19 protein-coding genes are annotated in these 21,802 nt (G+C 71.3%); 11 read left to right on the forward strand and 8 right to left on the reverse strand.

All coding sequences use genetic code 11. From position 1 onward, the window contains the following. Positions 1-15: 15 nt before the first annotated feature. From ACIBF8_RS00160 to ACIBF8_RS00170, 3 genes are all read right to left on the reverse strand, one after another. Positions 16-2,523 (reverse strand): ATP-binding protein, encoded by a 2,508-nt coding sequence (locus tag ACIBF8_RS00160; protein WP_396780130.1) that lies wholly within the window; start codon positions 2,521-2,523, stop codon positions 16-18. A 93-nt stretch (positions 2,524-2,616) separates the two neighbouring features. After that, positions 2,617-5,631: a S8 family serine peptidase gene (locus ACIBF8_RS00165; RefSeq protein WP_396780131.1), complete on the reverse strand. Its 3,015-nt coding sequence runs from the start codon at positions 5,629-5,631 to the stop codon at positions 2,617-2,619. A gap of 205 nt (positions 5,632-5,836) precedes the next feature. Continuing rightward, the gene (locus ACIBF8_RS00170; protein WP_396780132.1) at positions 5,837-6,022 is read right to left on the reverse strand and encodes a hypothetical protein; all 186 of its coding nucleotides are present in this window, start codon (positions 6,020-6,022) and stop codon (positions 5,837-5,839) included. Positions 6,023-6,213: 191 nt separating this feature from the next. On the opposite strand from ACIBF8_RS00170, the gene ACIBF8_RS00175 reads away from it, so the two are divergent. Continuing rightward, positions 6,214-6,480 carry a hypothetical protein gene (locus tag ACIBF8_RS00175; protein ID WP_396780710.1) on the forward strand — a complete coding sequence of 89 codons (267 nt, stop codon included), beginning with the start codon at positions 6,214-6,216 and terminating at the stop codon, positions 6,478-6,480. 194 nt (positions 6,481-6,674) lie between these two features. Here ACIBF8_RS00175 and ACIBF8_RS00180 read toward each other — a convergent pair whose 3' ends face one another. Further along, the gene (locus ACIBF8_RS00180) at positions 6,675-7,925 is read right to left on the reverse strand and encodes a DUF222 domain-containing protein (protein WP_396780133.1); all 1,251 of its coding nucleotides are present in this window, start codon (positions 7,923-7,925) and stop codon (positions 6,675-6,677) included. 570 nt (positions 7,926-8,495) lie between these two features. Then, positions 8,496-8,975, reverse strand: a complete 480-nt coding sequence (locus ACIBF8_RS00185; RefSeq protein ID WP_396780134.1) for a winged helix-turn-helix transcriptional regulator — start codon at positions 8,973-8,975, stop codon at positions 8,496-8,498. Positions 8,976-9,079: 104 nt separating this feature from the next. Between ACIBF8_RS00185 and ACIBF8_RS00190 the strand changes: the two genes are divergently transcribed. Continuing rightward, positions 9,080-10,639 (forward strand): MFS transporter, encoded by a 1,560-nt coding sequence (locus ACIBF8_RS00190; protein ID WP_396780135.1) that lies wholly within the window; start codon positions 9,080-9,082, stop codon positions 10,637-10,639. Between the two features lie 74 nt (positions 10,640-10,713). On the opposite strand, the gene ACIBF8_RS00195 is transcribed toward ACIBF8_RS00190, so the two are convergent. Beyond that, complete coding sequence (locus ACIBF8_RS00195) at positions 10,714-11,580, reverse strand: oxidoreductase (protein WP_396780136.1); 867 nt, start codon at positions 11,578-11,580, stop codon at positions 10,714-10,716. Between the two features lie 152 nt (positions 11,581-11,732). Here ACIBF8_RS00195 and ACIBF8_RS00200 point away from each other — a divergent pair, with 152 nt between their 5' ends. Then, on the forward strand, positions 11,733-12,614 hold the full coding sequence (locus ACIBF8_RS00200) for a helix-turn-helix domain-containing protein (RefSeq protein WP_396780137.1): 882 nt from the start codon (positions 11,733-11,735) through the stop codon (positions 12,612-12,614). A gap of 3 nt (positions 12,615-12,617) precedes the next feature. On the opposite strand, the gene ACIBF8_RS00205 is transcribed toward ACIBF8_RS00200, so the two are convergent. After that, entirely contained in the window at positions 12,618-13,109 is a 492-nt protein-coding gene (locus tag ACIBF8_RS00205) for a winged helix-turn-helix transcriptional regulator (protein WP_396780138.1), read from the reverse strand. Positions 13,110-13,233: 124 nt separating this feature from the next. On the opposite strand from ACIBF8_RS00205, the gene ACIBF8_RS00210 reads away from it, so the two are divergent. The 3 genes from ACIBF8_RS00210 (at position 13,234) to ACIBF8_RS00220 (ending at position 15,277) form a co-directional block, all read left to right on the forward strand. After that, complete coding sequence (locus ACIBF8_RS00210; RefSeq protein ID WP_396780139.1) at positions 13,234-13,566, forward strand: nuclear transport factor 2 family protein; 333 nt, start codon at positions 13,234-13,236, stop codon at positions 13,564-13,566. Between the two features lie 48 nt (positions 13,567-13,614). Continuing rightward, positions 13,615-14,157, forward strand: coding sequence for a TetR/AcrR family transcriptional regulator (locus ACIBF8_RS00215; protein WP_396780140.1), 543 nt, complete (start codon positions 13,615-13,617; stop codon positions 14,155-14,157). Positions 14,158-14,245: 88 nt separating this feature from the next. After that, the gene (locus ACIBF8_RS00220; protein WP_396780141.1) at positions 14,246-15,277 is read left to right on the forward strand and encodes a medium chain dehydrogenase/reductase family protein; all 1,032 of its coding nucleotides are present in this window, start codon (positions 14,246-14,248) and stop codon (positions 15,275-15,277) included. Between the two features lie 7 nt (positions 15,278-15,284). Here the strand turns inward: ACIBF8_RS00220 and ACIBF8_RS00225 are convergent, their stop codons facing one another. Further along, the gene (locus tag ACIBF8_RS00225; protein WP_396780681.1) at positions 15,285-16,406 is read right to left on the reverse strand and encodes a low temperature requirement protein A; all 1,122 of its coding nucleotides are present in this window, start codon (positions 16,404-16,406) and stop codon (positions 15,285-15,287) included. Positions 16,407-16,822: 416 nt separating this feature from the next. Between ACIBF8_RS00225 and ACIBF8_RS00230 the strand changes: the two genes are divergently transcribed. The 5 genes from ACIBF8_RS00230 to ACIBF8_RS00250 all read left to right on the forward strand — a co-directional run bounded on the left by ACIBF8_RS00230 (position 16,823) and on the right by ACIBF8_RS00250 (position 21,776). Continuing rightward, positions 16,823-16,996 (forward strand): hypothetical protein, encoded by a 174-nt coding sequence (locus ACIBF8_RS00230; RefSeq protein WP_238661919.1) that lies wholly within the window; start codon positions 16,823-16,825, stop codon positions 16,994-16,996. After that, the gene (locus ACIBF8_RS00235) at positions 16,993-17,997 is read left to right on the forward strand and encodes a glycosyltransferase family 4 protein (protein WP_396780142.1); all 1,005 of its coding nucleotides are present in this window, start codon (positions 16,993-16,995) and stop codon (positions 17,995-17,997) included. The genes ACIBF8_RS00230 and ACIBF8_RS00235 overlap by 4 nt, the downstream gene beginning before the upstream one ends. Positions 17,998-18,103: 106 nt before the next feature. Continuing rightward, entirely contained in the window at positions 18,104-19,240 is a 1,137-nt protein-coding gene (locus ACIBF8_RS00240; RefSeq protein WP_396780143.1) for a glycosyltransferase, read from the forward strand. Then, positions 19,237-20,289: a glycosyltransferase gene (locus ACIBF8_RS00245; protein WP_396780144.1), complete on the forward strand. Its 1,053-nt coding sequence runs from the start codon at positions 19,237-19,239 to the stop codon at positions 20,287-20,289. Before ACIBF8_RS00240 ends, ACIBF8_RS00245 begins: the two co-directional genes overlap by 4 nt. Next, positions 20,286-21,776 (forward strand): glycoside hydrolase family 130 protein, encoded by a 1,491-nt coding sequence (locus ACIBF8_RS00250; RefSeq protein ID WP_396780145.1) that lies wholly within the window; start codon positions 20,286-20,288, stop codon positions 21,774-21,776. Before ACIBF8_RS00245 ends, ACIBF8_RS00250 begins: the two co-directional genes overlap by 4 nt. The last annotated feature ends 26 nt before the right edge of the window (positions 21,777-21,802 follow it).

Below are 21,802 nucleotides of genomic sequence, written 5' to 3' on the forward strand. Positions count from 1 at the left end.
ACCACCCAGGACGGCTCAGGCTGGGACGATTTCCCGGCAGCGGCGCAGGGCGGCCAGGGCCAGCGGTGCGTCTCGGCCCGCGATCCCGGCCTCCAGTTCGGCCACCGCCTCCGCCGCCCCCGCCGGGTCACCCGCCGCGGCCGCCGCCTCGGCCAAGACCAACACGGCTTCGGCGGCCCACGCCAGAATGCCCTTTCCGCGTACCAGCGACAGCGCGTCCGCCGCGTGCCCGGCGGCCTCGTCGGGACGCCGGGGCAGGGTCAGCCGGGCCAGCGCCGAGAGCGCCTGCACCAGCGGCCAGATCGCACCGACCCGCCGAGCATCGGCCACCACCTCCCGCAGCGCCCGTTCGGCCACCTTCACCTCGTCGCACCCTTCGTCGCTGCCGGCGCTCTCCTCGGTGCTGCCGCCGGGTGCGGTGTCGGCACGACCCTCGGTGTTGCCGCCGCCTGCGCGGACGGCGGTCCGGGCCAGCACGGTCGCCAGTTCGGCCCGCGCGTCCTGCAGGATGACCGGCATCCGCTCGGCGTTGGCGACCAGCCGGCTGAGCCGCTCGGCGAGCCCGTCCAGCCGGCCGGCGGCCCGGTCCAACGACAGCTCGGTCACCTCCACCAGGGCCGTCAGCCGCTCGTACCCGGTCTCCTCGACCAGTGCCCGGCCGGCCGCCAGGAGCGCTTCGGCCTGCTCCGGGTGCCCGGCGTGCAACGCGCCCTGCGCCCAGTTCAGGCAGGCCCGCGCATGCTCGCGGGGCCGGTCGGCCAACTCGGCGGACGCGCGCAGCTCCCTGATGATCGCCCAGGCGGCCGGGTCGCCCAGTTCCAGCAGTAGCGACGCGCGGGCGATGCGGACCGCGAGGTGCGCGGCCGGATCCCCGCTGGCCGCTGCGGCGGCCTCCGCCTCCGCGCAGCGGGCCAGGTGGTCGTCGACGTGCCGGCCGACGACGGTGTCAGGGGCCGCCAGCACCGCGAGTGCCGGGGCCTTGCGGCGCGGCGCGCGCAGGTACGGCACGGCACGCTCGATCTCGGCGTACCCGCGCAGTGCCTCGCCCTGCTGGCGCAGCATCCGCCCGAGCACCAGACCCAGCTCGCCACGGGCGCCGGGCGGCAACCGTCGGTCGGCGAGCAGCCGTTCCAGCACCGGGATCGCCTCGGCCTGGCTGAGTCCGTCGATCGCCGACCGGCCCAGCTTGGCGGCGAGCCGAACCCGTACCGGTCGGGGCAGCTCGGCGACGTCCATCGTCTGCAGGAGGAAGCTGGCGGCGGTCGCGTCGTCGCCGCGCTCGGTGGCCAGATCGGCGGCCGCCTCGGCGTTGCGGACGAAGTCGGCTCCGCTGCCGGCCCGACGGTAGTGGTGCGCCAGCTGGGCTACCGGCTTCGGCAACTCCTGTTCCAGCACCCGCGCGACACGCAGGTGCAGCCACTCCCGGCTCTCCCGGGGCACCAGGTCGTACACCACCTGGCGGGCCAGGTCGTGGCGGAACCGCAGGCCGTCCCCGGCGTCGTGCAGCAGGCCCGCCCGATGGGCGGCGGTCAGCGCCGCGCCGATCGTGATCCGGTCCAGGCTGAGTACCGAGGCGAGGATGCGCTGATCCGGCGCCATGCCCAGCACGGCTGCGGCGCCGAGCACCTCCCGGGTGGCCTCGTCGAGCGGGCGCAGCCGCCAGAGCAGCACGTCCCGGAGGATGAACGGGACACTGTCGTCCGCCATCGGGTCGCCGCCCCGCTCGGCCAGCGTCCGCAGCACCTCCTCGACCACGAACGGGATGCCGGCGGTGCGGTCGAGCAGGGTGTCGGTCAGCTGCTGCGGAGGATCGTCGAGGCGCAGGGTGCGGGCGGCCAACCGGCGTACGTCGTCGGCGTCCAGCGGGCCGAGCGGGACGCGGGTGACGCTCCACGGGGGAGTACGCGCCAGGGCGTCGTGGATTGGCGTACTGCCCCCCGGCGTCGGCGTCCGAGCGGTCAGCACCACGGCCAGCCCCTTGACCGGGTGGGTGCTGAGGTATCCGAGGAGTTCGCAGGTCGCCGGGTCGGCCCAGTGCAGATCCTCGAGCAGCAGCGTGGCGGGGCTCAGCGCGGCCAGCACCGCGGTTACGGCGCGGAGCAGGCGATGTCGCTCGGCCGCCGGGTCGGTCAGCGGGGGTGGCGCGTCCGGCAGCGCGTCAGCCAGTTCGGGCAACAGCGGCGCGAGGGCGCCCGCCACGGGGCTGAGCGGACCGAGTCGGTCGGCGCTGCCCCGGATCGCGTCCAGCAGGACGCCGAGGGGGAACGGCTCCGGTACGTCGTCGCACTCGCCGACCAGGTGCCGCCCCGGAAGGTCGGCGAGCAGTTCGGCGACCAGTCGGCTCTTGCCGATCCCGGGCTCGCCCTCCAGCAGGATCAGGCACGGCGGGGCTGCGACGAGCCGGCGTAGCTGGGCCAGCTCCGCCGCTCGTCCGACGAACTCGACGGGCCCGCGCAGACGTTCGGGGCGGACGAGAGTCGGGCTCCCGCCGCCCCGTGTCGTGTCCTCGCCGCCGTCGATCACCGTGGGGCGAGCAGATCACCTCTGCTCGCCGCGACGGTCGGCCGACGGACCGGCGGTGACCTGGGTCACACGCCGGCCCGTCGGCCCGTTCGCTCAGGACTGGACGGTGACCGGCACGGTCTTCAGCGAGCCGTCTCCGTTGCGGAACTCCAACACCCCGAGGTAGCGCTGGCCCGGGGCGAGGCCGGACCAGCGCAGGGTCAGGTTCGCCGTGGCGCCCGGCTGCACGCTGCGCTGCTTCGGGTCGATGGTGAACCGGCCGGTCGAGGTGCCCGGCGCCCCCGGCAGGTAGCTGGTCACGGTGTACGCGTTCGCGCCGTCCTTGATGTTCTCGGTGAACTCCTGCTCGACCACGACGATGTAGTCACCGGCGCCGTCCGGCAGGGTGACCTTCGCGCCGATCCGGGTGCTGGCCGTGGCCGTGACGAACTTCCCGGACTTGTCGTAGACGTTGAGGCTGAACTCGGTGCACTCCATCACGCCCTCCTCGTCCTCCCAGTCGATGTGGGAGCAGGTGGGCCGTGCCGACGTCACGTGGATCTCCGGACTGCGAGTGCCCGCCGGTACGTGCAGGGTGGTCCGGCTGATCGACGCGGGCAGCGGCACCGGCAGGTTGTTCGACGTGCTCCAGTCCCAGCTCGGGCCGTCGCCCTTCAGGGTGACCACGTTGCTGGTGCCCGAGGTCAGGCCGGAGAGCTGGGAGATCAGCTGGCCCTTGTAGCCCACCTCGGCGGCGATCCGGACGCTGCCGAAGGTGCCCTCGCCGGTGATGGCGTCCGGGGCGACCAGCCCGGAGTTGTGCACGACCAGCGGGCTGCGTACCTCGTGCTTGAACTGGTCGCGCCAGGTCAGCGAGCCGTCGGCCCAGGTGTCGAACGCGCCACCGGTGTTGGTGACCTCGACGGTGAAGCGGGCGCTCTTGCCCGGACGGATCTGCATCTTCGCCGGGGTCACCTTGACCTTGTAGCCCGGCGGGGCCTGCACCGACGAGGAGTACGTGCTGGTCTTGTCGCTGACGTTGGTGACCGTACGGGTCACGGTCTGCTTGCCCACCATCCGGCCCAGCGAGATCGACGGGTAGTTGAGCTGCGCCGTGTCGATCGCGCCGATCGTGTCGCAGCCGTCCAGGTCGCCGAGCCCGTAGTCGCCGCCACGGTCGGCGGACACCCCGCACAGGTACTGGGTCCAGTCCTGCTGGTTGGAGTCGTAGACCAGACCCGGGTCGAAGGCGCTGCCCGGCTCGACCTGGCCGGCACCGTAGTTGAGCGGGGTCGCGTCGTACGTGCCGATCTTGATCGGGTTGCCCTTGTCGGTCTTGTCCACCGCGCTGGTCATCAGCGCCGAGCGGACCGCGGCCGGCGACCAGTCGGGGTGCTTGGCCAGCAGCAGGGCGGCGATGCCGGCGATGTGCGGCGCCGCCATCGAGGTGCCCGACTCCAGGGCGAAGTCGTTGCCGCCGATGGACGGCGAGAACGCGGCGATGATGTCCTGGCCGGGCGCGCTGATGTCCGGCTTGAGCAGCTCACCGGCGTTCAGGTTCGACGGGCCCGCCGAGGAGAAGGCGGCCACCGCCGGAGCCTCGACCGTCTCCAGCTTGCTCGGCGAGATGCTCGCCGTGGCGTTGCCCTGGGCGACGTACGCGGTGACCGTGGCCAGGTCGACCTCGTTGATGTGCACGGTCGGCACGGTCTGCACGTCGGCGTTGAGGGAGTTCAGCTCCTCGTTGTACAGCACCATGCCGATCCCGCCGGCCCGCGCCACCTCGATGCTCTTGTCGGTACGCGGGATCTCGCCGCGCAGACAGAGCACGATCGCGCCCTTGACCTTGGCCGGATCCAACGTGTCGTCCGCGCAGAGGCCGGCACCGTAGGCGCCGTCCGGGTCGATCGCGCTGTCCTTCGCGAAGACCAGGGCTGCCGGTCCGACGCCGGTCTCACCCATGCCCACACCGGCGATGGTGGTGCCGTTGCCGAGGGTGAGCTTCCGGGTGTTCTGCCGGTCGGTGGTGCTCGCGGCCACCGTGGTCAGCCACGGCGTCGAGTTGTCGACGGTGTTGGCGAACGGACCGGAGTTGCCGGCGGCGGCGGCGACGAACACCCCGGCGGCAGCCGCGTTGAAGAACGTCGCGTCGACCGCCCCGAACCGCTCGGTGTCGTCACCGATCGAGTAGTTGATCACGTCGACGCCGTCCGCGACCGCGTCGTCGATGGCGTGCACGATGTCGATGTCGGTACCGGTCGCCCCGCCCGCACCGTCGTCGTACAACGCCTTGTAGATCGCCAACCGCGCGGCCGGCGCCATGCCGGAGATCATGCCCAGGTCCTCGGTGCCCGACGTCGCCCGCACGCCGTGGATGCCGGCGGCGGTGCTGGCCGTGTGGGTGCCGTGGCCGTTGCGGTCGCGCGGCGACGAGTAGTCGTCCGGGAAGGTTTCGGCGATGCCGCTGTCGTTGTACCAGCGCGCCCCGATCACCTTGTTGTTGCAGGTGACCGGCGCCTCGACACCCACGTCGCAGGTGCCCTTCCACTTGGCGTCGATGATGGCCTGATCGGGGCGGGGGCTGGGCAGCGGCGCGAAGCTCGCGCTCTCCGGCCAGTAGCCACTGTCGATGACCCCGATGATCACACCCTCGCCCGCGTGCGGGTCTCCGCCGAACTCCTTGTTCCACACCCCGCCCTTGCCGGTCAGGCCCAGGTAGTCAGGAGTGTGCGAGGTGGCGGCGTGCACCTGCTGGCTCTCGTACACCGCTCGCACACCGCTGGTGGCGCGCAGCCGGGCGGCCTGCGGCCCGGTCAGGTCGGCGGCGAAGCCGTTGAACGCGGTCTCCATGGTGACGCGGGTACGGTCGGCCGGCACGCCGACCCGGTCCAGCACCGACTTGCGCTTCTGGCGCAGGTGATCGCGGTACGCGTTGGCGTTCCCCGACGTGCGGTTCAGCTTCGCCCCGTCGGCCGGCTTGGTCGCGGCGATCCCGGGAACACCGCCGGTGTAGGTGGCCAGCGGCTCCTCGTCGAGCTGGACCAGGTAGCGGGCGGTCGGTCCAGTGCCGGCCGGCGCGGCGGTTGCGCTGCCCGGCAGGCTGGTCAGCCCGGCCGCGGTCAGCGCCACGGCGGCCAGCATGCTGACCCCGCGCCTGGCCCGTCCGGTCCGATGTACGTTCGGTTGTGGCACGTCGTTGCCTCCACATTCGGTGCCGGCCGCCACGACTGATGACGGTGGCCGAAACCTAGGATCGCGATCGATCATCGAGAAGCACCCGTAACCTGGCCGTCATCTTGGAAACAAGCTCGTAACACAACGGGTACTTTGCGCGTCATTTCGGGACACCGGCCTGGCGGATCCGTGCCGTGTTGGTCGGTCGCCCGCGCCGTCGGTCGAGTCGGCCCTCGTCGTCTTCGACGTCCAGGCCGGCGGATGCCTGTCCTTCGGGGTCGTGCGGAGACCCGGCCATCACACCGGCGGTCAACTCGGCCAGCAGCACCCAGGCCACGCCGGCCACTTGGCACCCCCGACGTGCCAGCGCTGGCTCGCGATTGACGCCTGACAGTTGGCTAGTAGCGCCTGCCTCCCCCACGCGCTACTACCACCGCACGCGCTGCCCCTGACTCTTGGCTCGTGACACTGGCGCTTCCCCCAAAGTGGACCGAGGCATGTCGTGCCGTCCGGGATCGGCGCTGCTCGCCAGGAGTGTTGACGACGACGACGACGGCGACCGTGGCGGTGGCGGTGGCGGTGGCGGTGGCGGCGACTGCGGTGGCGGTGGCGGCGACCGTGGCGGCGACTGCGGTGGCGGTGGCGGCGACCGTGGCGGTGGCGGCGACCGTGGCGGCGACTGCGGCGGCCGTGGCGGTGGCGGTGGCCGGCGATGGTGGCGGTGACGAGTGGCTAGGCGTGGCGGCAGGCAAAGTGCCGGCTACGCCTCACAAGCGGAGTTGCACCGGGTCGTCGAAATCCTGACCACACGCCGGCCCAGACGTCGGGCACTTCGGCCAGCGGCACCCAGACGCCGAGCGGGTCGCACACGTCGACAGCGCGGCGCGGGCGCAGCGCGCGGCACCTTCAGGGCTCGGCGTCGTGGGGACGGTCGGCCCCCGGGGCTACGCGGATCTGGTCGCCGGCGCGATGCTGCGGTCGGCGTCGGCTGGTCGTGCTCACGTTCGTCGGTGGTAGTGGTTTCGGCGGGGGAGTTGTTCGGGGTCGAGCCAGGCGGGTGGGGTGAATTCGGGATGGCCGTCGTTGCCGAGTTGGATGGTCCAGTCGCTGTCGTGCAGGTGTCGGTGGTGGTGGCCGCAGAGCAGGACGGCGTTGGCCAGGCTGGTGGCGCCGCCGTCGGCCCAGTGTTGGATGTGGTGGGCGTGGCACCAGCGGGGTGGTCGGTCGCAGCCGGGGAACGCGCAGCCGCGGTCCCGCAGGATGAGGGCGCGTCGCAGCGGACCGCTGATGAGGCGGCGTTGGCGGCCGACGTCGAGTGGTTGGCTGGTGCCGTTGAGGACGGCGGGGAGGATCGCGGCGTCGCAGGCAAGTCGGCGCACGGTTGCTGGGGTGAGGTGCAGGCCGGTGTCGAGGGTGCCGGCGGTGAGTTGTCCGACGAGCGCGTCGTAGTTCGTGGTGATGATGATCTGGGCCGGATCGCCGCCGTGCTCGGGCAGGTCGCCCGTGCGAAGAACGAGTCGGCAGATGTCGGTGAGGGCGTCGTGACGGCGTTGCCCGGGGGATCGTTGATCGTCGGAGCCGGCGGGTGCGGTCAGTGGGTCGATGGCGGCGCGGAGCAGGCCGGCGGTTTCGGCGTCGAGGACGCCGGTGAGGCGGAGTCGGCCGTCGGATAGCTCGGAAACCGTGACGTGGCGGTCGCGGGCGGCGCGGCGGGCTTCGGCTTCCAGCGCGGCTTGGGCGGCGGTATCGGCGATGTCGGGGGCGACGTGGTCGAGGATGCGGGTGCCGAGTTTGCGTAGTTGGGTGGGGTCGAACTGGGCGGCCCAGTCGACGAGAACAACAACGGCTTTGTCGGCGACCTCTGCCCCGGCGGTGGCCTGCACGGTGGTGACGGTGTCGGTGATGATCCGGGCTTGGTCGAGGCTGAGGTGTCCGTCGGCGAGCGCCTGTCGTACCGCTGGATTGCCGGTGTCCAGGGCGGTGGCGAGGTCGACGAGGCGGCGGGCGGCGGGGATGGCGAGTCGCAGTCGTTCGCGTAGCCAGGCCGTGGTGCTGGAGGCGCCCTGCGCGCGGGCGGTGCCTCGACCGTCGAGTTCGCGGACCAGGGCGAGGGTGACAGCGGCGAGGCGCTGTTCCAAGCGGTGCGCGGCGTCGAGCGCGGCGATCAGCTCATGCTCCGGCAGTGCCCAGGCGGCGGCGTCGACGCAGACAGCGACCGCGTCGTCTGCCTGCGCCAACTCCTCAACCATGACTCGAGATTAGAACAGACGTACGACAATTCCAGGCATCATGATCGATTCGGTCGGCAGCGGTCGACGTTGTGTCGGCAGGACTGCTCTACGGGCAACCAGCGGCATCGTTGCGGGAGTTACGGCGAACGCCAAGGGTTGGCGCGACCATCGTGGACCCACGAACGCGCGTCAGGGCTGCCACGGCGTGGGCGACCGTCACGGATGCTCCGGCGCCACGGCGCGACGGAACGGCACGGCGCCACGAACGCCACGGCGTCACGGCGCCACGGCCCGACGGCGCGACGGCGCGACTGAACGGCACGGCGCCACGAACGCCACGGCGCGACGGCGCCACGAACGCCACGGCGCGACGGCGCCACGAACGCCACGGCGCCACGAACGCCACGGCGCCACGAACGCCACGGCGCGACTGAACGGCACGGCGCCACAAACGCCACGGCGTCACGGCGTCACGGCGTCACGAACGCCACGGCGCCACGGCGCGACTGAACGGCACCGCGAAGGTCGCGCCGAATGGCGCAGCGGGGACGCGGGTGGCGCCAGCGCCGGGGCTCGGTTGCGCCGCTGTCAGTCGAGTCTGACGAGGCCCGGGCCGGCGGTGATGTCGATGTCGCCGTCCGTTATGTCATGGCCGGCGGCGCACCGGAGTACTGCGCGGATCGGCTCGCCGCAGTCGTGGTGGGTGGCGACGACGGATGGGCCGGTGTCGGTGGCGGTCCAGGTGTCGCCCCAGTTGCGTAGCGCGGTGATGACGGGCAGGAGTTCGCGGCCCTTGCGGGTGAGCTGGTACTCGTGGCGGGTGCGTTGCCCCGGCTCCCGGTAGGGGATTCGTTCGAGTAGGCCGGCGGCGACCATCTCCTTGAGTCGGGCGGCCATGGCGGGCTCGCCGACGCCGACCCGGCGGACGAAGTCGTCGAAACGGCGCGTGCCGAGCAGGGCCTCGCGCATGACCAGGACCGTCGACCTGCTGCCCACGATGTCCATCGCCCGGGCCACCGAGCAGTTCTCGCTCGACCAGGAATCCCGGTCTTCTCGTAGGTCCTCCATGCCGCCCATCCTACCTGGCTTGCGTTGAGGCTAGCCAGGTGATTCACTGGGGCGCTGCTGGCTTCAGTAAACGCAAGTCAGACCATCAGCCCTGAGGATGCCCAGTGACCACCAGCACCACGACACCGACCCCACCCGGAGCGCCCGCATCCGAGCCCGCCGCCGCCCGTTCGTCCTTTCGCGGCTCCCGCCCGGTGACCCTGATCGCGATGTGCCTGGGCGCGATGATCACGTTTCTGCAGATCACCGCGACGGTCTCCGCGCTGACCACCATCCAGCGGGACCTGCGGGTAGACCCGACCACCCTGGTCTGGATCCCCAGCGCCTACACCCTGATGGTGGCGAGCGTCGTGCTGTCCGCCGCGACGCTGGGCAACCGCTACGGACGTAAGCGCACGTTCGCTGCCGGGATCATCGCGATGATTCTTGGTGCCGCCGTCGTCGCCAGCGCCCCGACCGTCGCCTGGGTGATCGTCGGGCAGTTGGTCGCCGGTCTCGGTGGCGCCCTGATCCTGCCGAACAGCCTGGCGATCCTCGGCGCGACCTTTACCGACCCGCACCGCCGCACCGAGGTCATCACCGCGTGGTCGGCGGCCTCCGGCATCGGGCTCGCGGTCGGCCCGCTCATCGCGGGAACCCTGCTGCGGCACTACCAGTGGCACAGCGTCTACCTGTCGACGATCGTGCTGGGCGTGGTCACCCTCGTCGTCGCCGTCATCGGGGTGGCCGAGTCCCGGCCGAGTGCGGCGCGACTCGACGTGCCCGGTCTGCTGCTCGGCACCGTCGCCATCGCCGCCGCCGTCTACGCGATGATCCAGGGTGGCAAGGCCGGCTACACCAGCCCGGTGGTGTCGGCCGCCTGGCTCGTCGCGGTTCTGGCGCTTGTCGGATTCGTGCTGGTCGAGCTGCGGGCCAGTGCGCCGATGCTCGACGTACGGCTGTTCCGGTCGGCGTCGTTCAGCGCCGTCATGGTCGTCGCCGCGGTGTCGCTGTTCGGCTTCACCGGCGTGGCGATCCTGCTGGTCCTCTTCCACGAACGCGCCCAGGCGCTCAACCCGCTGGACACCGGCTGGCGGATGCTGGTGCTCTTCGGCACCTACGTGGTGGTCGCCTTCGGTGCCGGGCGGGCGATCCGGCGTACCGGCTTCAAGGCGCCGCTCACCCTCGGCCTGGTCCTCGGCGCGGTGGCGAGCTTCGCTCTGGCGACCCAGGGTCCCACCGCGTCGTTCGGTCACCGCTGGGCGCTGTTCGCGTTGTTCGGTGCGGCCAGTGCCCTGGTGGTGGCCCCGGCGACGGCGGCGGCGCTGGCCAGCGTCGCCCCTGCCCAGGCGGGCATGGCCTCCGGGGCGGTCAACGCCGCCCGCCAGGTCGGCTCGGTGCTCGGCTCGTCCCTGCTCGGCACGCTCCTGACCACCACGATGGTGGCCGACCTGCCGGGCCGGCTTGCCGCGCACCAGGTCGGCGAACCCACCCGTACCGCCGTGCAGGCGGCGGTGGCCGCCGGTGCCAACGGCGACCAACCGCTGCCCGACCCGGTCCGGGCGGCGATCGCGGAGGCGCTGACCTCCGGTGTCCACGCCGGGTTGCGGGTCACCGGCGTCGTCTTCCTGGTCACCGCCGTGCTGGCACTCACCCTCATCCGCAACCGGCCGCACAAACACTAAGGAAGCGCCGCCCGCATGAACACAAACACAAGGAAGCACCGCCCGCACTAACACTAGGAAGCACCGCTCAAGCACTAGGAAGCAATCGCGTTCAACTCCTCGATCGCGTCGGCCGGCAGCTTCAGGTCGGCCGCCGCGATGTTCTCCCGCAGGTGCGCCAGCGTCGAGGTGCCCGGGATCAGCACGGTGGTGGGGGACCGCTGGAGCAGCCAGGCGAGGGCGACCTGCTGCGGCGCGGCACCCAGCCGGGCGGCAACGGCGTCGAGCGTGTCGGACTGCAACGGGGTGAACCCGCCGAGCGGGAAGTACGAGGCGAACGCGATGTTCTCCGCCGCGCACCTGTCGACCAGGTCGTCGTCCTGCCGGTTGGCGAGGTTGTAGAGGTTCTGCACCGTGACCACCGGCGCAATGGCCTGGGCTTCGGTGAGCTGGGCGGAGGTGACGGTGCTGAGCCCGAGGTGCCGGATGAGGCCCTGCTCGCGCAGTTCCGCCAGGGCACCGAACTGCTCGGTGATGGGTGCGTCTTCGGGGCCGTGCGCCGAGCCCACCCGCAGGTTGACCACGTCGAGGACGTCCAGGCCGAGGTGGTCGAGGTTTTCCCGGACCTGGGCCTTGAGGTCATTCGGCTCCAACGACATGATCCAGGACCCGTCGGCGCCGCGTCGGGCGCCGACCTTGGTGACCAGGTGCAGGTCCTCGGGGTACGGGTGCAGCGCCTCGCGGATCAGCTCGTTGACCACCACGGGCCCGTAGAAGTCGCTGGTGTCGATGTGCCGGACGCCCAGGTCGACGGCTTCGCGGAGTACGGCCAGGGCCTGCTCGCGGTCGCGGGGCGGGCCGAAGACGCCGGGGCCGGCCAACTGCATCGCCCCGTAGCCCATCCGGCTCAGGGTGAGGCCGTCGGCCAGGGTCAGGGCACCGCCGGGAAGGTTCTCGCTCATGTCGTCCTCTGTCTTGTCGTCGTAAGAGCTGCGGCCGTAGGAACCGGCCCTCCGACGACTGTCCGTCGGCATCCGCCCGGCCGGCAGGGCGAGCTGTTCCTGGTAGTGACACAGCCAGTCACCGGGCGGCCCGGCGATCTACCGTCGGTGGCATGGACGCGACGAACCCGCTCGGCGACTTCCTGCGTGCCCGCCGGGAGCAGACCCGGCCCGAGGATGTCGGGCTTGGCCCGGGCGTGGGCCTGCGCCGGGTGCCGGGGCTGCGGCGCGAGGAGGTGGCGATGCTGGCCGGCATCAGCGCCGACTACTACCTCCGATTGGAGCAGGGCCGCGAGCGGCACCCCTCGGTGCAGGTCCTCGACGCGCTCGCCGGGGTGCTGCGGTTGGACCCGGAGGCGACCGCGTACATGATCGGGCTGAGCCGTGCCCGGTCGCGTCGGGCGGCCCGACCGGCCGCCGAGCGGGTGCCGGCCAGCATCCTGCACCTGCTCCGGCAGCTCGCCATGCCGGCCTTCGTCCAGAACCGCTACCTCGACATCCTGGCCTCGAACCCGATGGCGAGAGCGCTGTCGCCGAATCTCGCCCCCGGCGCCAACCGACTCCGCGCGGTGTTCCTGGATCCGGCCGAGCGGGAGCTGTTCCGCGACTGGCGGCAGGCGATGCAGAGCGTGGTGGGGCAGATGCGTGCCGATTCGGGCGGGGCCACCGACGACGCACGGTTGACGGCGCTGGTGGGCGAGTTGTCACTCAAGAGCGACTGCTTCCGCCAGCTGTGGGCGCGCCACGAGGTACGGCGACGGGAGGGCGTGGTCAGCCGGCTGCGCCATCCCGAGGTGGGTGACCTGGACCTGTACTGCGACAAGCTGGCGGTGGCAGGCGCTGACGGGCAGCTCCTGGTGATCTACCACGCCGAGCCTGGTACGGAGTCCGCCCGCTCGTTGGCGCTGCTCGGCTCGATCGCGGCCAGCAATCCAGCCGATGTCCCGGACAGTCTCCGGCCCGGCGATCCGGCCCGCCTCTACCCGCTGGAGTAACCGTCAGGGCCGCTGCGGGCTCGCCTCGGTGGGGATGTGTTCGTAGCGCTTGCGCATGGTCTCGCTGGCGGCCGGACCGGCGGCGAACACGAAGTCGGCGTCGTCGAGCGGGCGACCGGTGCGGCGGTCCACGATCACCGGGTCGGCCTCCACCCCGGTGGTCCGGTCGACCAGGATCATGCTGCGTTCGCTCGGATCGAGGTGTGAGTTTCCCCAGGCGGCGAGGGCGACGACGACGGGCCGCAGGCTGCGACCGAGGTCGGTGAGGACGTACTCGTAGCGGTCCGGCCTGGTCTGGTAACGGCGACGTTCGAGCAACCCCTGACCGGTGAGGGTCTTGAGCCGGCTGGTCAGGATGCTGGACGAGACGCCCAGGTTGGCCTGGAACTGCTCGAACCGGGTGTAGCCGTCGAAGGCGTCATGCAGGATCAACAGCGTCCACCACTCGCCCACGTGGCCCAGCGCGCTGGACAGCGGGCATTCGCGGTCCTCCAAGCGGATCTTCCCGGCCACAACCGTGCCCTCTCCCGAGTGGGTGCTAGTGTCGAAGTTAGTAGGTGCTATTTCAGAAGTAACTATACGACGGGGTGCTGAGCCACGTCCGGGAGGGACGCGAACCATGACCGCCACCGAGGCCGCACCGGCCATCATTCGCCGCTACTTCGAGCTTGCCGGCCAGCCCGACGCCGAGGACTACTTCGCTCTCTTCGCCGAGGATGCCGTGGTGGAGGACGAGTCGACCGAGTACCGGGGCATCGAGGCCATCCGCCAGTGGCGGCGCGCCGTGCCACTGGTGTCGTACGAGATCACCGACATCGAGGACACTCCCGCCGGCACCGTCGTGACCGCGACGATCACCGGCGACTTTCCGGGCAGCCCGTTCGCCGGCCTCCGGTACCGCTTCAGCGACTACGACGACACCGTGATCAGGGCGCTGCGTATTGCGCCCTGACGCCCGCTCGGCTTGACGAAGCATGTTTGTGAGTGCACACTTACAAACATGCGATCCACCGCCGAGGCCCGTCGGGTCACCGTCCTGAACGCCGCAGTGTCGGTGTTCGCGCGCGCCGGCTTCCATGCCACCCCGGTCACCGCCGTGGCCGCCGCCGCCGGCATCTCCGAGGCGTACGTCTTCCGGCTCTTCTCCGGAAAGCTCGGGTTGTTCGTGGCGGCGGCGGGCGCGTGCTTCGACCGGATCGCCGCCGCGATCGAGGCGGGCGCGGAGCGTGCCCACGGCGGCAGCCCGGAGGAGATCCTCGACGCCATGGGCGGTGCCTACGCGGAGTTGATCGCCGATCGCGATCTTCTGCTCTTTCAGGTGCAGGCGCAGGCCGTCACGGACATCCCGGAGATCGCCGAGGCGGTGCGGGCCGGCTATCGGCGGGTTGCGACCTTCGTGCAGGGTCGGGCCGGGGCCAGCGACGCGCAGGTACAGCAGTTCTTCGCGTACGGCCAGTTGTGCCACCTGATCGTGACCGCCGGCCTGGAGCAGGTCCCGGAGCCATGGGCTCGCGCCCTGACCGCCGGCATCCGCCACCCCTGACCGACCCCGATGTCGGGCCGCTTCGGCGGCCCATTCTTTGAGCCCCTCAAGTGTGTGAGTGCACACTTACAAACAAAGGAGTATTCCCATGAGCACGGAGTCGATGATCACCGAAGTGGTGCTGCCCGGCGTGGTGGAACCCGACGGACTCAAGCTGCACCGACGCGCGATGCCCGTCCCCGCCGCGGGGCAGGCGCTCGTCCAGGTCGAGGCCACCGGAATCTCGTTCGCCGAGCAGCAGATGCGCCGCGCCCTCTACCCCGGCCAGCCGAAGTTCCCGTTCGTGCCCGGCTACGACCTCGTCGGCACGGTCCGCGCGGTCGGTCCCGGTGGCGACGACGCGCTGGTCGGCACCCGGGTCGCGGCCGTCACCAAGACCGGTGCCTGGGCCACGCACGCGCTCGTCGACATCGACGCCCTGACCCCCGTACCCGTGGATCTGGACCCCGCCGCGGCCGAGACCGTCGTCGTCAACGGGGTGACCGCCTGGCAGATGCTGCGGGGCGCCGACCTGAAGGCCGGGCAGACCATCCTCGTGCACGGCGCGAACGGCGGCGTCGGGACCGTGCTGGTCCAACTCGGCCGACACTTCGGCCTGCGCGTCATCGGCACCGCAGCCGCACGGCACCACGCCGGGCTGCGCGAACTCGGCGTCGAACCGCTCGACTATCGCGACCCGGAGATGGCCGCGCGCGTCCGCGAGCTGTCGCCGGGTGGCGTCGATGCCGTCTTCGACCCGGTCGCCGGCCCGGGCGTACGCACCTCGTACGGTCTGCTCGCACCCGGCGGCACGCTGGTCGTCTACGGCAACGCCGCTGCCGTGGGCACGGGCCAGTCGGTCGGGTGGGTCTTCGTGAAGCTGCTCAGCCGCCTCTACACCTGGAACGCGCTGCCGAACGGCCATCGGGCCGGTTTCTACAACTTCTGGGCCGGTCGGCTCACCCGACGCGCCGCGTTCCGCCGTCGCCTGCGTACCGACCTCGGCACCGTGCTGGACCTGCTGCGGCAGGGAGTGATCGTGCCGCAGATCGCTGCCCGCTATCCCCTCAACGAGGTCTCCGCCGCGCTGGTGTTCGCCGAGAACCGCAGCCGGGCCGGCAAGGTGGTGCTGGAGCCCTGATCATCGACTACGTCGAGGGCATTGTTGGCTCGGGCGGGTTTCCGTGGGCACGGATGCTGTCGGCGACGGCAACCGCGGCGAGCACCAGAGTCGCGGTGAGGCCGGCCAGCAGCGCGGGCGTGAGCACCAGGACGGGTCCCACGACCGCCAGCACGAGCAGCCCGACCAGGCGAGACGGCGAGACGCGGCTGAACACCTCGTACTCGAACCGAGCGCGTCCAAGGAGAAACAGCGCGAACCCACCGAGGAGGGCGCCGGCCAACCATGGCGACGTCACCTCGGTGGGGTCGGTGATGACGACTTCGAAGCTGGCGGAAGCCGCCACGACGCCGGCCACCATGAGTAGATGGGTGTTGGGCACTGACCGCACAAATCCACCTGGGTCCCGGGACGCCTCGATGGCGGCTTTCAGCAGGGCCCCGGCGCGGTGGACGTAGGTCTGCCACAGCAGCACGGTGGCGGTGAACCCGACCAGGAGGGCCGCCGTCCGCTCGATGGTGAGGTCGTGGGTGGCGTAGGTCAGGGTGATGACGAGGATGAGATCGCCGAGAGCGAGCGTGAAGATCTGCTGGTAGCGCTCCGCCAGATGATCGGCCGCAACCGCGTAGCGGGATGTGGGTAGACGGCCGACCCTCGGGGTGGGGTAACGAAGCCAGGCAGCCGCGTAGTCGACTGCGAGCGCGGCGGTCCACAGCAGGCCCCGCGGCGTGCCGCTGACGAAGGCGCCGGCGAGCCACGGTACGGCGGACACCGCGAACCAGAACATGAACCGACCGGAGCACTGCTGCCCCATCCGACCGCCCAGCGCGGCGACGAGGAAGGTGCCGCGTCCCAACTGGATCGCCACGTAGGCGCCCGCGAAGACCAGCCCGTGCTCGGCGAAGGCTCCGGGTAGCGCCCCCGCCATCAGGATTGTCCCGAACATGACCCAGAGCGTCACGACGAAGACCGAGGATCGGCCGGGGTACTGGAGTTCGGTTGCCAGTGCGGTGGCTGCCCAGACCCACCAGATAGCGGTCAACAGCACCACGGTCTCGAAGGCCCCGATCCAGTCGAGACGCTGTGCCAGGGTTCGCGACGTCAGGGCGAGCGCGGCGACGAACACCAGGTCGAAAAAGAGCTCCAGCAGGGTCGCCCGCCTACGTGCTCTGGACCCCCAATGCTAGTGAGAATTCGGCTGCAACTCGGGCAAAGTCGCTGGCCCGGCCTGGTTGCGGTGCCAGATCCAGGCCGCTGATGCGGCACGTTCCGACCGGCCCGGCTGCCGGTGCGCATGCAGCCGCGCACCGCGAGGGCGTACGGTAGACATGTCGCCCGGATTCCGGTGGCCGCCAGACGCCGTCGCCACCAGCCCATCAGGGGCGTTACCGATCGTCTTCCCATCGCCGCGACGTGCTGGTCGTGTTGGTCGATCACCGACCTCGTCCCGGTTGTCGGATTCGCCCGTCATCGCCGTCGAAACGGTTGTTGGTCCGGACGCGAGCGCGCGCCCACACCACTGTCCGTGCGAATGGTCGTTTGAGTGCCTAACCAGAGGAGTACCGAATGAGGATCGCCAGGGACCGGATCGTCACCGCACTACGCGACCGGGGCCAGCAGGCCCGGGCCGACTGGGTCGAGCGCGAGCTGCCGGAGCGCGTGGACCCGGCCAAGCACTCCGGGTTGCTCGCCACCCTGAACCTCAACCCAGCTGATCTCGTCGACGCATCCTCCCCTTGAGGGTTGCCCTGCTCGGACCGGTCGCCTGGCGTACGCCCCCACACCACTACGGCCCGTGGGAGCAGGTGACCGGCCTGCTTGCCGAGGGGCTGGCCAGCCGCGGCGTCGATGTGACGCTCTTCGCGACACTGGACTCCGTCACCTCGGCCCAGCTCGACGGAGTCTGCCCACGGGGGTACGCGGACGACCCGGACCTGGACGGTCGCGTGTGGGAGGCGATGCACGTCTCGTACGCGCTGGCCCGTTCGGCGCAGTTCGACGTGGTACACAGTCACCTGGACTGGTTGCCGCTGGCGTTCGCGGAGCACTGCCGGGCTCCACTGGTGACCACTGTGCACGGCTTCTCCGGCCCGGGGATCCTGCCCGCATACGGCCGGGCCCGCTCGTCGTACGTGTCGATCTCCGACGCCGACCGGGCGCCGCAGCTCGACTATGTCGCCACGGTGTACCACGGCGTCGATGCCGGCGGGCTGCCATTCAGCAGCGAGGCCGGCCTCGGGCTGGCCGCCTTCGGCCGGATCCACCCGGACAAGGGTACGCACACCGCGATCGAGATCGCCCGCCGGGCCGGCCGGCCCCTGACCATCTGCGGGATCGTGCAGGACGAGCGGTACTTCGCCGAAAAGGTGGCCCCGCACATCGACGGCGAACGGGTGGTCTTCCTCGGGTCGGTGGGCCCGCGACGGCGCGCCGAGGTGCTGGGTGGTAGCACCGCACTGCTGCACCCGATCGCCTTCGCCGAGCCGTTCGGGCTGTCGGTTGTGGAATCGATGGTCTGCGGCACGCCGGTCGTCGCCTACCGGCGGGGATCCATGCCGGAGGTCGTCGACGAGGGAGTGACGGGCTTCCTCGTCTCCACCGTCGGGCAGGCCGTCGACGCGGTCACCCGGGTCGCCGGCCTCGATCGGGCCGAGTGCCGGGCGCGGGCTCTGCAGCGCTTCAGCGCGGACCGGATGGTCAGCGGCTATCTCGCCGTGTACGACCAGCTCGTCCAGGGCTGAACCACACCGCTTCGCCGGTCACACACGCTGACCGGCGTGCGCCGTCCTCGCGTGAGGCTCACTTCCGTGTCCCGGAGGTGGCCGACAACCGGAAGGCCCGACGTTCATGCCCAGCTACGGATTTCTCAGCACCCACCCACCGACCCGGTGCGGACTGGCCACGTTCAACGCCGCGCTCGCCGCAGAGCTGACCATCGACGGCACCCGCGGGGGGATTGTCCGGGTCACCGACCGGGGCGACGACCAGCGGCCGGTGCCCGGGGTCGTGCACACCTGGTCGATGAGCTCACTGGCCGGCTGGCGAGAGGCCGCAGCCGCCCTGAACGCCTACGACGTGGCGATCGTGCAGCACGAGTACGGCATCTACCCCGGAACCGACGGCGAGGAGGTCCTGCCGTTGCTGCGGCGGCTCACCGTGCCGAGCATCGTGGTGTTGCACACCGTGCTCCGCCAGCCCACCGCCCGGCAGAAGTCCCTGTTGGAGCGGATCGTGGCCACCGCCGGGGCGGTCGTCACGATGAGCGACACCGCCCGCGACCGGCTGCTCGTCGGGTATGCCGTGCCGCCAGGCAAGGTGCCGGTCATCCCGCACGGCGCCGCCGAGCTGGCCGGCGTACCCGTCGACCGGCGTACCCGGCCGCACCTGCTGACCTGGGGGCTCATCGGTCCCGGCAAGGGTGTCGAGTGGTCGCTGCGAGCCCTCGCGCGGTTGCAGGATTTGGAACCGACGCCGACCTACACGGTGGCGGGGCGGACCCACCCGAAGGTGATCGAGCACAACGGTGAGACGTACCGGGCCGGACTGCACCAGCTCGGCGCCCAGCTGGGCATTGCGCACACCGTCGACTACCAGGACGTCTACCTCGACCAGGAAGCACTGGGCCGGCTCATCCGCTCCGCCGACGTGGTCGTCCTGCCCTACGACTCCCAGGAGCAGGTCACGTCCGGCGTACTCATCGAAGCGGTGACTGCCGGGGTGCCGGTCGTGGCGACGGCGTTCCCACATGCCGTCGAGCTGTTGACCGGTGGGCCGGGTCTGGTCGTACCCCATCAGAATCCGGCGGCGCTGGCCAAGGCGATCCGGCGGGTCCTCACCGAACCGGGCCTGGCCGCCCGGCTGGCCGGCCGGGTTCGCCCACTGGCGCCGAACCTGCTCTGGCCGGCGGTGGCGGCCCGCTACGGCACCCTCGCCAACCAGCTCACCGCGGCGCGCTCGCCCGCCGTCAGTGCCGTGTCGGCATGACGGCGACCACCGGCCGTCCCTGGACATCGACAGGTGGGCGCTGGGTGACGGCACCCGAGCCGCCCTTCGGGCATTTGGTGCGGCTGAGCGACGACACCGCTCTGTTCGAGCACGCACGGCACGCCATCGCCCGTCGTGAGCACGGTTACTGCACCGACGACGTGGCCCGTGGCCTGGTCGTCATCAGCCGAGAACCGGAGCCGACCGAAGAACTGCTCCGGCTCGCCGAGCGTTACCTCGCGTTCCTGACCCACGCACAGGACGCCGGGGGCGCCTTCCACAACCGACTCGGACACGACCGGCATTGGGCTGACGAACCGGGGCTCGGCGACTGGTGGGGCCGGGCACTGTGGGGCCTGGGCACGGCCGTCGCCCGCAGCCCCGCCCCATGGGTACGGGAGGAGGCGCTGGTCGCCTTCGGCCGGGGTGCCACCCGGCGGACCAGGGCCCCGCACACGATGGCCTTCGCCGGCTTGGGCGCGGCCGAGGTGCTCCGTCGTCACCCGAGCCATCTCGCCGCCGCGTCCCTGTTGGCGGACGCGGCCAGCACGATCGGCCCTCCAGCCTCCGATCCGGCGTGGCCGTGGCCTCGGCAGGAACTGACGTACGCCAACGGCGCCCTGGCCGAAGTGGTCATCGCCGCGAGTCAGCTACGCGAGGGTGGCCCACCTCTCGATGACGGTCTGCGAATGTTGACCTGGCTCGGCGAGGTCCAGCTCCGCGCCGGGCGGTTGTCGGTGGTACCAGCCGGAGGATGGCGGCGCGGCGCTCCGCGACCGCGTTACGACCAGCAACCGATCGAGGTCGCCGCCTTCGCGGATGCCTGCGCCACGGCGGCCACGGTCACCGGGGATCCCGAGTGGGACAACGGGGTGCGGCAGGCGGTCGGGTGGTTCCTCGGCGACAACGACCTGGGTACGCCGATGTGGGATCCGGCGACCGGCGGCGGCTACGACGGGTTGACCGCGCACGGCCCCAACCTCAATCAGGGCGCCGAGTCGACCCTTGCGCTCATCTCCACCCTGCAGCACGCCCGGCGGTGGTCGTGACCCGGAGTCTGGCCGTCCGGCAGGACGTCACCCTCACCTCGGATCCCCGCCGCGTCATCGTCAAGCTCTTTGTTCCCGGTGAGGACGCCGCGGTGGTACGCACCCGCGCGCAGGCGCTCATCGACCGGGTCGCGCACCTCGACGACGAGGAGACCGGCCGGCTGCTGCGGGACACCTTCGACCGGTTCGGCGCCCGGCACCGAGACCTGGCCGGCACCTTCCACCACCACTACGACCTGGTCCGGCACCGGGCCGCACGGGCTTCGGACCTCTCACCGGCCAGCCGACTGCTGGTCGGTGCCTACTTCAGTCACGAGTACGCCGTCGAGGCCGCCGCCCTGTGCAATCCGTCCATGGTGGCCCATCCAGACCAGACCGATCTCGGCACCGGGCAGCTGCGGGTCGCGGTCAGCCTGCGCCAGGTCGGGGAGGGGCACGTGTCCTCGATCGGCTTCGCCACCGCGATCGTCGGACCCGGGGAACAGCTCATGGTCGCCGATCGGACCGGTCCGTTGGCCGTCGGGCAGCGGACCGGCGTACGGCACCGCCGGGACCTGCTCGTCGCCGGCCTGGCCGAGGAGGACTGCGACAACGAGGTCACGGCCACCGTGCTGGACGCGTTGCCCGAGTGGTACGACGAGGCGCTCTTCGAGCGGGTGCTCGGCACCCTGCCACTCGATCTGCTCTCCCGCAGCACCGGGTTGGGGACCGTCGAACAACTGCGTCGTACCAACGCTGGTAGCTACGCCACGGCCTTCCCCGCCGACACCGTCCTGCACCAACGGGTGCTCTGGCCAGCCACCCCGGCGGAGAGCAACGGCATGGAGGACGCGCGGTTCGTCCGCTTTGTCGATGACGCCGGGCCGGTGTACCGGGCCACCTACACCGCCTACGACGGCCACAACATCGCCACCCGTGCGCTGGCCAGTGGCGACCTGCGGAGCTTCGAGATGACCCCGATGCGCGGGCCGGGTGCCCGGAACAAGGGTCTGGCACTGTTTCCGCGTACCGTCGGCGGCCGGCACCTGGCACTGTGCCGTGCCGACGGCGAGACCATCGGCCTGACCACCCTGGATGGCGAGAACCGCTGGCAGGCCCCGGCCCCGTTGCACGCGCCAGGTGAGAGTTGGGAGCTGATCCAGGTCGGCAACTGCGGCGCACCGATCGAGACCGACGTCGGCTGGCTCGTGCTCACCCACGGCGTCGGGCCGATGCGTCGGTACGCGATCGGTGCGCTCCTGCTCGACCTGCACCGACCGGAGCGGGTCGTCGCGCACCTGCCGGGAGCACTTCTCGCGCCCGACGGGGACGACCGGGACGGGTACGTACCGAACGTCGTCTACTCCTGCGGAGCGCTCGTGCACGACGGCGAGCTGTGGTTGCCGTACGGGGCTAGTGACGCGCGGGTGGGTTTCGCCACCGTGCCGCTGCCCGCGCTCCTCACCGCGATGGTCGAGGCACCAACATCGGGCAGCCAGGACGCGTGAGCTCCGGTGGTGCTGCCCCGGCGGCC

It is taken from the genome of Micromonospora sp. NPDC050276 (genome assembly GCF_044459545.1).
GTDB lineage: Bacteria > Actinomycetota > Actinomycetes > Mycobacteriales > Micromonosporaceae > Micromonospora.

Excerpts from the sequence above, each read along its gene's own strand:
- ACIBF8_RS00180 (WP_396780133.1), bottom strand. The coding sequence starts at position 7,925 with ATGGTTGAGGAGTTGGCGCAGGCAGACGACGCGGTCGCTGTCTGCGTC.
- ACIBF8_RS00185 (WP_396780134.1), bottom strand. The coding sequence starts at position 8,975 with ATGGAGGACCTACGAGAAGACCGGGATTCCTGGTCGAGCGAGAACTGC.
- ACIBF8_RS00195 (WP_396780136.1), bottom strand. The coding sequence starts at position 11,580 with ATGAGCGAGAACCTTCCCGGCGGTGCCCTGACCCTGGCCGACGGCCTC.
- ACIBF8_RS00200 (WP_396780137.1), top strand. The coding sequence starts at position 11,733 with ATGGACGCGACGAACCCGCTCGGCGACTTCCTGCGTGCCCGCCGGGAG.
- ACIBF8_RS00210 (WP_396780139.1), top strand. The coding sequence starts at position 13,234 with ATGACCGCCACCGAGGCCGCACCGGCCATCATTCGCCGCTACTTCGAG.
- ACIBF8_RS00215 (WP_396780140.1), top strand. The coding sequence starts at position 13,615 with ATGCGATCCACCGCCGAGGCCCGTCGGGTCACCGTCCTGAACGCCGCA.
- ACIBF8_RS00220 (WP_396780141.1), top strand. The coding sequence starts at position 14,246 with ATGAGCACGGAGTCGATGATCACCGAAGTGGTGCTGCCCGGCGTGGTG.
- ACIBF8_RS00230 (WP_238661919.1), top strand. The coding sequence starts at position 16,823 with ATGAGGATCGCCAGGGACCGGATCGTCACCGCACTACGCGACCGGGGC.
- ACIBF8_RS00240 (WP_396780143.1), top strand. The coding sequence starts at position 18,104 with ATGCCCAGCTACGGATTTCTCAGCACCCACCCACCGACCCGGTGCGGA.
- ACIBF8_RS00245 (WP_396780144.1), top strand. The coding sequence starts at position 19,237 with ATGACGGCGACCACCGGCCGTCCCTGGACATCGACAGGTGGGCGCTGG.